Here is an 8,919-nt window from a genome sequence, read left to right as displayed (position 1 = left end):
GTGCCTCAGCACAGTAGCCCATGCATATTTCCCGGATTTCGGCGTATCCATAATAGACGTCTGAATTTATGCCCAAGCAAAATTGACAAGAAAAATTAGAAGGGTCTTTTCCAAAGGTTATACATGCTCTCATTCCACACAGAAGCGCATTCTCCCGTCATTCGACCGCATATAACAGTGAGAAAAGTCCAATGAGTCTAAAGTCAGCCTCCAGCTACGATACCCTTTTTTTGCGCTCCCTGTCGGATCCAGAGGGATTCTGGAGCGACGCCGCCAAGGACATCTCCTGGTTCAAGCCATGGACAAGGTGCTGGACGACAGCAACGCGCCCTTCTACCGCTGGTTCACCGGCGGGGAACTGAACACCTGCTACAACGCGGTGGACCGCCATGTGGAAGGCGGGCGCGGCGCCCAGGCCGCGATCATCTATGACAGCCCGGTCACCCAGACCGTTCAGACCATCACCTATGCCGAGTTGCAGGACCAGGTCGCCCGCTTCGCCGGCGCGCTGCGCGCCCAGGGCGTGGAAATGGGTGACCGGGTCCTGCTCTATATGCCGATGATCCCGCAGTCGCTGGTCGCCATGCTGGCCTGCGCCCGTCTGGGCGCGGTGCATTCGGTGGTCTTCGGCGGCTTCGCCCCGCACGAGCTGGCGACCCGCATCGACGATGCCAAGCCGAAGGCCATTGTTTCGGCCTCCTGCGGCATCGAGCCGAACCGCATCGTCAAGTACAAGCCGATGCTGGACGCCGCCATCGAGCAGTCGGCCACAAGCCGGCCAGCGTCATCGTCTGGCAGCGCCCGCAGGAGACGGCGACGCTGATCGCCGGCCGCGAACGTCGGACTGGGCGAGGCGGTGGCGAAGGCCGAGCGGCGGAATGGCGTCCCCGTCAAGGCGACCGATCCGCTCTATATCCTCTACACCTCCGGCACGACCGGCCAGCCCAAGGGCGTGGTTCGCGACAATGGCGGCCATGCGGTGGCCCTGCGCTGGACCATGACCAACATCTACACGTCAAGCCGGCGAGGTGTATTGGGCGGCGTCGGACGTGGTTGGGTCGTCGGCCATTCCTACATCGTCTATGCGCCGCTGCTGACCGGCTGCACCACCGTGGTGTTTGAGGGCAAGCCAGTCGGCACCCCCGATCCGGGCACCTTCTGGCGCGTGATCGAGCAGCACAAGGTCGGCACGCTGTTCACCGCCCCCACCGCCTTCCGCGCCATCAAGCGCGAGGATCCGGACGCCAATTACCTGAAGAAGTACGACCTGTCGCACTTCCGCGCCCTGTTCCTGGCCGGCGAGCGCTCGGACCCCGACACGCTGCATTGGGCCGAGGACAATCTGAACGTCCCGGTGATCGACCACTGGTGGCAGACCGAGACCGGCTGGGCGATCTCCGGCAACCCGCTGGGCGTCCACCTGTTCCCGATCAAGTACGGCTCCGCCACCCGCCCGATGCCGGGCTGGGACGTGCGCGTGCTGAATGCCGAGTTGAAGGAGGTTCCGCGCGGCGACATCGGCGCCATCTGCGTCAAGCTGCCGCTGCCTCCGGGCACGCTGCCGACGCTGTGGAATGCCGACGAGCGCTTCAAGAAGTCCTATCTCGCCGACTACCCCGGCTACTACCAGACCGGCGATGCCGGCTTCGTCGACGATGACGGCTATGTCTATGTCATGGCCCGCACCGACGACATCATCAACGTCGCCGGCCACCGCCTGTCCACCGGCGCCATGGAAGAGGTGCTGTCGAGCCACAAGGACGTCGCCGAATGCGCGGTGATCGGCGTGGCCGACGACCTGAAGGGGCAGGTGCCGTTGGGCTTCGTCTGCCTGAAGGCCGGCGTCACCCGTCCGCATGAGGAGATCGTCAAGGAGGTCGTCCAGCTGGTGCGCGAGCAGATCGGCCCGGTCGCCGACTTCAAGCGCGCCCTGGTGGTCGACCGCCTGCCGAAGACCCGCTCCGGCAAGATCCTGCGCGGCACCATGCAGAAGATCGCCGACAGTCAGGACTACAAGATGCCGGCGACCATCGACGATCCGGGCATCTTGCCGGAGATCGCCGACGCGCTAAGATTGCTGGGATATGCTGGTGGGAAAAACGCAAAACCGTGATCGATATCGCCACAACCTGCTTCATAAGCCACGGTGCGATAGTGGGGAACGGCTCAAACCCCTTTTGGGCTTCCTGCTTTCGGTCAGCGCTGTCGGGCAACCTCACTCCCATCCGACGCGGCTGTGCGGAGTCCCGCCGCAAACCGTTTCGCAAAACCTTCTCAATCCTCAAACACGACAGGCCGGCACTGCATATGTCATCTGCCAAATAATGTTAAGACATTCTTCGGACAGACGACGACCGGCGTGTTAGTGGAACCAAGGTAATCTGTGAGGGTAGGAAGTGCATGAGCAAGGCGGTGGACTTTGAGAGCGTAGTGACGGTCAGCGCGGCTAAGCAAATTGCCGAGAGCATTCGCGCCGCGATCATGGATGGCCGGCTCAAGGTGGATCAGCGGCTTCCAACGGAGGAAGAACTTGCACTGCGCTTCAAGGTCTCCCGGCCGACAGTGCGCGAGGCCTTGAAGCGTCTGGCGGCACAGCATCTGATTCGCTCGCGGCGTGGGCCATCGGGAGGAAATTTCGTCGCGAGTCCGGCACCGGAGGAAGCTGCCCAATCGCTGGCCAATGCGACGACGTTGATGGTCGCAGTCGGGGATATCAGCCTTGACGATATGGCCACAGCCCGTCTTGAGCTACAAATTGTGTGCTGCCGGCTTGCAATGGAGCACCGGAAGGACGATCACCTCGACGCCATGCGGAGAGAGTTGGAGCAGCAGCGTGACGCCTTGCTAACCGACGAGGAGTTCTGTGCGTCTGACGTTCGCTTCCATCGTAAACTCGTTGACGCTTGCGGCAATGCCTTGCTGCGATTCCTGATGCACTCCGTGGTCGAGGCGTTGCAACCGGTCAGCAACATGATCATTTTCCGAGTGCGGGACCGCCGCGCGATCGTCGAATTCCACAAGCAAATCCTGGATGCTCTGCAATGCCGTGATGCAGAGGCCGGCGCAAGAGCGCTTACGGACCTTGCCGCCTATACGCGAGAGCGCTACCGCGAGGCTTTGGAACGGCGTATCGAGCGTGCCGACGGAACGTGAGATGAGGTGCTGGACGACTTTGGTGCGCAAATCGGTGAGTCGGCGGAGTCCACCGTGGGGCAGCGGCGATCAGGCGACCTGCGGCTGACCGGCATGGCCCCAGATGCTGCCTCGGGCGACACCCACACCGTCAGGTCACCACGGCGGTTCAGGCCGTCCAATTCTCCACACGGAGGTGCGCCGTTGGGAGGTTGTGACGGTTGGGCTCGTGGGCCTTGCACGGCATCGGGCTCTCGGCTTCGGTGGACGTACCTCAATATCCGCCCGCCCTTCCGGCCCCCACCTCCGCCTTTCTGCATCAACGTTGAATTTGCCTACACCGTTTGGTCCAGCTACATTCCTCACGGACGTTCACTTAGGGAGGGACGAAATGCGCGAAGGGCGGATTATGCGGTTGCCTCCAAGAGAGCGAATTCTTGATGCTGCGGAAGATTTATTTTTTAACTCAGGCATCCGGCGTGTAACAGTCGACGTCATTGCCGCCAAGGCCGAAACAACCAAGGCGGCGGTCTATCGGCATTTCGGCTCGAAGGAAAATCTTATCGTCGAATGGATCCGCATCGTGACGGCTCAATACGCCGCCATTTTTGACGATCTCGAAAAGGCCCACCCGGGAGATCCCCGCGCCCAGTTGTATGGCTGGGCCAAGCACATCGCTGATTCCCTGGCAACGACGTCGCATCGAGGATGCCCATTCATCAACTCGATCGCGGAACTGCCTGACCCGAATGATCCCGTTCGTTTGCTGATTGAAGCCCATAAGAAGAGGCAGGCGCAACGGGTGGCGGTACTTTGTGAAGGGGCGGGCATTCCAGATCCAGAGGCTGCCGCGGTGGAGATCAGCTTCATGCTCGAGGGTGCGCAGATTAGCACTCAGAACAACAGTATCCCGAATGCCGGCGAGCATGTGATGAGGATCATTTCGGAGATCCTTGATCGGGCAGATCGCGATAAAAAGAAGGGCTCGCTTAAGGTGGTGGCAAAACGAGCCGGGTGATTTTCCGCATCTCGGCGAAGTTTGCGGTGCCGGGTCAAGCGCAACCATTGTTCCGGCGCCGCTCACGCTTTCTCACCCCTTTTGTGCCGCCCCCTCGCGGCCGGGGGCCACATCGCCTTGAGCGGGTATGAAGCGATCACGTGAGCAAGCGCACGACGTTGAGCGCCGAGCCTGTCAGCGGGCCATGTCAATTGCTGCACCCCACCGCATTCACCCTTGACCGCGATACCAGCCAGTATCATGATACTATGCGTTATCTCACGATACCATTTGGTATCGTTTGTGACGTTGGGCATTCACCAATAAGACCGGCCATAACAGGCCCGTGACGGAAAAGACGTAAGCAAGCCGTTCTTTCCATACCAGGTTGGCACCTAAGCAAACGACGCGGATCTCCGCGGCGAATGGGATCGGCTGCCCAATGGCGACCGGCGGAATCAAGCGGTCAAGCAAACGGAATAATCACAAGGGGCGACTCTGCGCCCGCCCAATTACCATGGAGGAAACGAAAGTGGCCACTTCAACACCAAACACCGAACAGGGAGCCGTGGATCATCTGTTGGGCGACGAGTTCGAGCACGCACCTGTGCCGGCTGTCGCGCGGCGCAGCCTGTTTTCCGTCACCATGGTGTGGCTTGGATTTCCCATGATCATCACCGGCGCCATGACCGGCTCGCTGCTGGTGCTCGGTATGGGGTTCACGCGCGCGGTTACCGCGATGGTGATTGGCAATCTGGTCATGCTCGTCTATGTCGGGGCTCTCGGCCACCTCGGTTACCGGAGCGGCATGAACTTTGGGCTGATCGCCAGCAAGGTGTTCGGGCGCAAGGGTTTCGTACTTGCCTCGGGGTTGCTCTCGGCACTGCTCCTCGGCTGGTACGCGGTGCAAACGGGCATTACCGGGGCACTGATCAGCAGCACCTATGGCCTCAGTTACGTGGCGATGACCATTGTCGCCGGCTTGCTCTACACCGCCATCGCCTTCGCCGGCGTCCGCGGGCTGCACTGGATCAGCATCGCGTCCGTTCCCTTGTTCGTCCTTCTCGGGTTGTTTGTCGCGGTGCATGCCGCGTCGACGACCACTTGGTCGGCGATCCTAGCCTATCCGGGCAACAATGGGACGGCCACCATGCCGATGGGCGTGGGGCTGACGGTGGTGATCGCGCTGTTCGCGGACGGGGGCACCGTGACCGCTGACTTCAACCGCTGGGCTCGAACCGGAACTCATTCCTTCATTGCTACCTTCAGTGCGTTCCCGTTCGCCAATCTGTCCGCCATGCTCGTCGGCGGCGTGATGACCGCGGCGCTTGCGGTACCCAACGCCAATCCGTTCGGGACCGACAACATATTCGGCTATCTGAACGGCCTGAACATCGGCTGGGTCAGCGTGCTCGCGTTCGTTTTCTTGTACGTTAATTTGGGGTCCGTCTGCTCGCACTGCCTTTACAACGCCGCCACCGGCTGGTCGCGGATCTTTGGAGGGCATATGCGGACCATGGCCGTGGTCGTCGGCATCGTCGGCATCGTCATCGCCGCCGGCAACGTGTGGGCCTACTTCATCGACTGGCTTACGCTGCTCGGCGTCGTGGTTCCGCCGATCGGGTCCGTCATCCTGGTTGACCAGTATCTGGCGCGGCCACAATCCGGCACGAACGCCGATTGGCGCCCCTCCGCCTTTCTCGGCTGGATCACCGGCGCGGGCGCCGGGTTCGCAGTGGAACTCCTGATGCCCGAGTTGTCGACCGCCGTCTGCTCGGCCCTCGTGGCCGGCTTAGCCTATGGCCTGATCGCCGTCTTGTCACCGCGCCCGGTGGTTGCCGTTACCGGCTGAGAGCTTCGGGCAAACATCATCGCCGCCATCCGAATCCCCGTCCGATGACCTAACGGATCGACGCATCGATCCGTTAGGTCATCGGACGGGGCTTTCGTCGCGACGCGCCCGACAACGCTGCAGCTTGGCCTTAATCAACAAATCAATATTTGTTTGACAAATAATCGATATGGCGTACTCTCCCCCATGCGTCGTGAGCTCCTCCTTTGCCGAGCGTCGCCAAAGCGATCCAACACCATCCACGACATTGCGGACGGGGAAGGCCATGTTCGAGGGCTTCGATGACCGGAGCATCACCGTTGACGGAGTGGATATTCACACCAGGGTCGGCGGCGCGGGCCCGCCGCTTCTGCTTCTTCATGGTTTCCCGCAGTCGCACATGCTATGGCACGGCGTCGCCCCGCATCTGGCGCGGAGCTTCACCGTCGTGCTCACCGACCTGCGGGGGTACGGGCGGTCCTCCAAGCCGCCGGGTGACGCCGAGCATGCCACCTACAGCAAGCGCCGCATGGCCGCCGACCAGATGGCGGTCATGACGGCCTTGAGCTTTGAGCGCTTTAGCGTGGCCGGGCATGATCGGGGCGCCCGCGTGGCGCACCGGATGGCGCTTGATCACCCTCAACGGGTGGAGCGGGTGGCCTTTCTCGACATCGTTCCGACCCTGGAAGTGTTCGAGCGCGTCGATCAGGCGATGGCAACCGCTTATTATCACTGGTTCTTCCTCATTCAACCTAACGGGTTGCCGGAACACCTGATCGGTCTGGATCCGCAGACCTATCTCAGGCGCACCCTGGGCGCTTGGGGATCCGACCCCGGCATCTTCCATGAAGAGGCCGTCGCCGCCTACCTCCAGACGTTCTGTGATCCTGCCGCCATCCATGCCATGTGCGAGGATTACCGCGCCGCCGCCACTATCGACCTCGCGCACGACAGGGCGGATCGCGCCGCCGGGCGGACTGTCGACTGCCCGGCGCTGACCCTCTGGGGCGACCGCAGCGTGGTCGGGCGGCTCTACCCCGATCCCTTGGTCATCTGGCGCCGCTACGCGCCGCACATCCGGGGTGCCGGGCTTCCCGCCGGGCATTTCCTACCGGAAGAGCGACCGCAGGACACGGTGGACGCTTTGCTTTCGTTCCTGAGCGCCCCTGTAAGCGACGGCGCGCCGCCCCATCAGCAACCGATCACAGAAAGACCTCTCCATGGACGGAGCGTTCGGAATTCGAACACATCTGATCGCCGACATCGCCGCTGAAGCGGGCAATCTCGGCATCGAGATCGCCGACATCGCTGGGCACATCGAGGACGTGGCCGGCCGCGTGGATCGGCAATCTGTCGTATTCGAAGAGCTGCGCGGCACCGCCGCCTTGATGGCGGAGAGCACCCGGAGGATTTCCGGCGCAGCCCTGGTTGCACGTTCCGTCACCGAGCGGGCTCGGCAGGAGGTTGATTCATCCCGCGACCGGGTGCAACGGTCCTTGTCGGACATCCATCATCTGGTGTCGTCGGTGACGGGCATCGAGGATCAGATCGCTGGGCTGCGGAATGCCCTCGACCAGGTCGGCACGGTGGCCAGGGGGATCTTCACCATCGCTAAACACACCAACCTGCTGGCGCTGAATGCCACCATCGAGGCGGCGCGGGCCGGCGCGGCCGGGCGCGGTTTCGCGGTCGTCGCCAACGAGGTCAAAGCCCTGTCTTCCCGGACCGCCGAGGCGACGACGGAGATCGACGCAACGCTGAGACTCTTGAACGAGCAGGCGCAACGGCTGATGGCCGATAGCCTGGACAGCGCGTCAAAGGCGCGCGATGTCAGTGAAGGGACCGCAGCCATCGGCATGGTGATCGACACGGTCGGCCGCGCGATGGCCGACCTGCACGCCGAAACCGATAAGATCGATGCCGCCGCGGCTGAGATCAGCCGCAACTGCGGCGATCTGGAGCACGAGATCGCTGACCTGAGGGGCGGCGTAGCGCTGTCCAACGACAATCTCTGCCAAGCGAGCAACCGCGCGAACGCACTGCTGGGCATGAGTGAGCGTCTGATCGGTATTACGGCCGAGTTGAACGTTGATACCGTCGATACGCCGTTCATCCAGATGGTAAAAAGCGCCGCAGCCGCCGTGTCCGCGGCGTTTGACGATGCGCTCGCCCGTGGTGCGATCAGCGAAGCAGACCTGTTCGACCGGGTGTATCAGCCTGTCGCCGGATCCGACCCGCAGCAGTTCCTGACCCGTTACACGCCCTTCTGCGACCGCGTGCTGCCCGACATCCAAGAGGCCGTGCTGGAGCGCAGCGACCGCATCGTGTTCTGCGTGACGCTCGACGATCAGGGCTACCTGCCGACGCACAATCAAAAATTCAGCCAACCGCAGGGTTGTGACCCGGTGTGGAACGCGACCAACTGCCGGAACCGCCGGATGTTCAACGACCGCGTCGGGCTGGCCGCCGGGCGCAACACCAAGCCGTTCCTGCTGCAAACCTACCGACGCGACATGGGGGGCAGCGCCTTCGCCGTGATGAAGGACGTGTGCGCGCCCGTGGCGGTGCGCGGTCGTCACTGGGGGACAGTGCGCCTAGCCTATCTTGCCGGTGAGGAGCACCTGAACCACGTAAAACGGCCGTAGGCTGGAAGGAAGGCCCTGTTGCAAAGTTTACCAGCACGCGGCGGAATGGCTGGAGGTTGGATGGAGTCAAGCCGTGTCGGACGACGTTGGTGCAAAAAGGTCGAGCTGGTGGCGGTCGGGAGGGCGAGCGGGTATAGAGGCGGCCCGCTGAATCCGAGACCCCGATGCCCCACAAGGCCAACGAGCCGCGCCGCCACAAGATCCCGAAGGCCCGGTACCGTGTGGAGAACTGGGCGGCCTACGATGCGGCACTTCTGTCGGCTGTCGAAATAACCTTTACTGAAGCCGGTCCAGCCGGAACCCTGGTCGTAATA

General features: G+C 62.4%; 8 protein-coding genes and 1 pseudogene. All 9 read left to right on the top strand.

What is annotated here, in order from left to right; translation table 11 throughout:
- Positions 1-191 precede the first annotated feature (191 nt).
- Entirely contained in the window at positions 192-362 is a 171-nt protein-coding gene (locus tag B9N97_RS36920; RefSeq protein WP_348520104.1) for an acetyl-coenzyme A synthetase N-terminal domain-containing protein, read from the top strand.
- On the top strand, positions 299-823 hold the full coding sequence (locus tag B9N97_RS36865) for an AMP-binding protein (protein ID WP_280174805.1): 525 nt from the start codon (positions 299-301) through the stop codon (positions 821-823). The genes B9N97_RS36920 and B9N97_RS36865 overlap by 64 nt, the downstream gene beginning before the upstream one ends.
- Positions 824-856: 33 nt before the next feature.
- Complete coding sequence (locus B9N97_RS31760) at positions 857-2,113, top strand: AMP-binding protein (protein WP_280174804.1); 1,257 nt, start codon at positions 857-859, stop codon at positions 2,111-2,113.
- Between the two features lie 287 nt (positions 2,114-2,400).
- Complete coding sequence (locus tag B9N97_RS31755) at positions 2,401-3,153, top strand: FadR/GntR family transcriptional regulator (RefSeq protein WP_085091773.1); 753 nt, start codon at positions 2,401-2,403, stop codon at positions 3,151-3,153.
- A 370-nt stretch (positions 3,154-3,523) separates the two neighbouring features.
- Positions 3,524-4,150 carry a TetR/AcrR family transcriptional regulator gene (locus B9N97_RS31750; protein WP_085091772.1) on the top strand — a complete coding sequence of 209 codons (627 nt, stop codon included), beginning with the start codon at positions 3,524-3,526 and terminating at the stop codon, positions 4,148-4,150.
- A gap of 421 nt (positions 4,151-4,571) precedes the next feature.
- Positions 4,572-5,981, top strand: a complete 1,410-nt coding sequence (locus B9N97_RS31745; protein WP_208621336.1) for a purine-cytosine permease family protein — start codon at positions 4,572-4,574, stop codon at positions 5,979-5,981.
- A 265-nt stretch (positions 5,982-6,246) separates the two neighbouring features.
- Positions 6,247-7,233: an alpha/beta fold hydrolase gene (locus B9N97_RS31740; protein WP_085091770.1), complete on the top strand. Its 987-nt coding sequence runs from the start codon at positions 6,247-6,249 to the stop codon at positions 7,231-7,233.
- The gene (locus B9N97_RS31735) at positions 7,181-8,605 is read left to right on the top strand and encodes a methyl-accepting chemotaxis protein (protein WP_085091769.1); all 1,425 of its coding nucleotides are present in this window, start codon (positions 7,181-7,183) and stop codon (positions 8,603-8,605) included. Before B9N97_RS31740 ends, B9N97_RS31735 begins: the two co-directional genes overlap by 53 nt.
- A gap of 164 nt (positions 8,606-8,769) precedes the next feature.
- Positions 8,770-8,880, top strand: a pseudogene (locus tag B9N97_RS37115) (IS5/IS1182 family transposase); the annotation flags it as partial.
- Positions 8,881-8,919 lie beyond the last annotated feature (39 nt).

The organism is Azospirillum oryzae (assembly GCF_900177515.1).
GTDB classification, from domain to species: Bacteria; Pseudomonadota; Alphaproteobacteria; order Azospirillales; family Azospirillaceae; genus Azospirillum; species Azospirillum oryzae_A.
This window is presented reverse-complemented; position numbering and strand designations above follow the sequence as displayed.

Coding starts and splice junctions, on each gene's coding strand:
- B9N97_RS36920 (WP_348520104.1), top strand. CDS start 192: ATGAGTCTAAAGTCAGCCTCCAGCTACGATACCCTTTTTTTGCGCTCC.
- B9N97_RS36865 (WP_280174805.1), top strand. CDS start 299: ATGGACAAGGTGCTGGACGACAGCAACGCGCCCTTCTACCGCTGGTTC.
- B9N97_RS31755 (WP_085091773.1), top strand. CDS start 2,401: ATGAGCAAGGCGGTGGACTTTGAGAGCGTAGTGACGGTCAGCGCGGCT.
- B9N97_RS31750 (WP_085091772.1), top strand. CDS start 3,524: ATGCGCGAAGGGCGGATTATGCGGTTGCCTCCAAGAGAGCGAATTCTT.
- B9N97_RS31745 (WP_208621336.1), top strand. CDS start 4,572: ATGGCGACCGGCGGAATCAAGCGGTCAAGCAAACGGAATAATCACAAG.
- B9N97_RS31740 (WP_085091770.1), top strand. CDS start 6,247: ATGTTCGAGGGCTTCGATGACCGGAGCATCACCGTTGACGGAGTGGAT.
- B9N97_RS31735 (WP_085091769.1), top strand. CDS start 7,181: ATGGACGGAGCGTTCGGAATTCGAACACATCTGATCGCCGACATCGCC.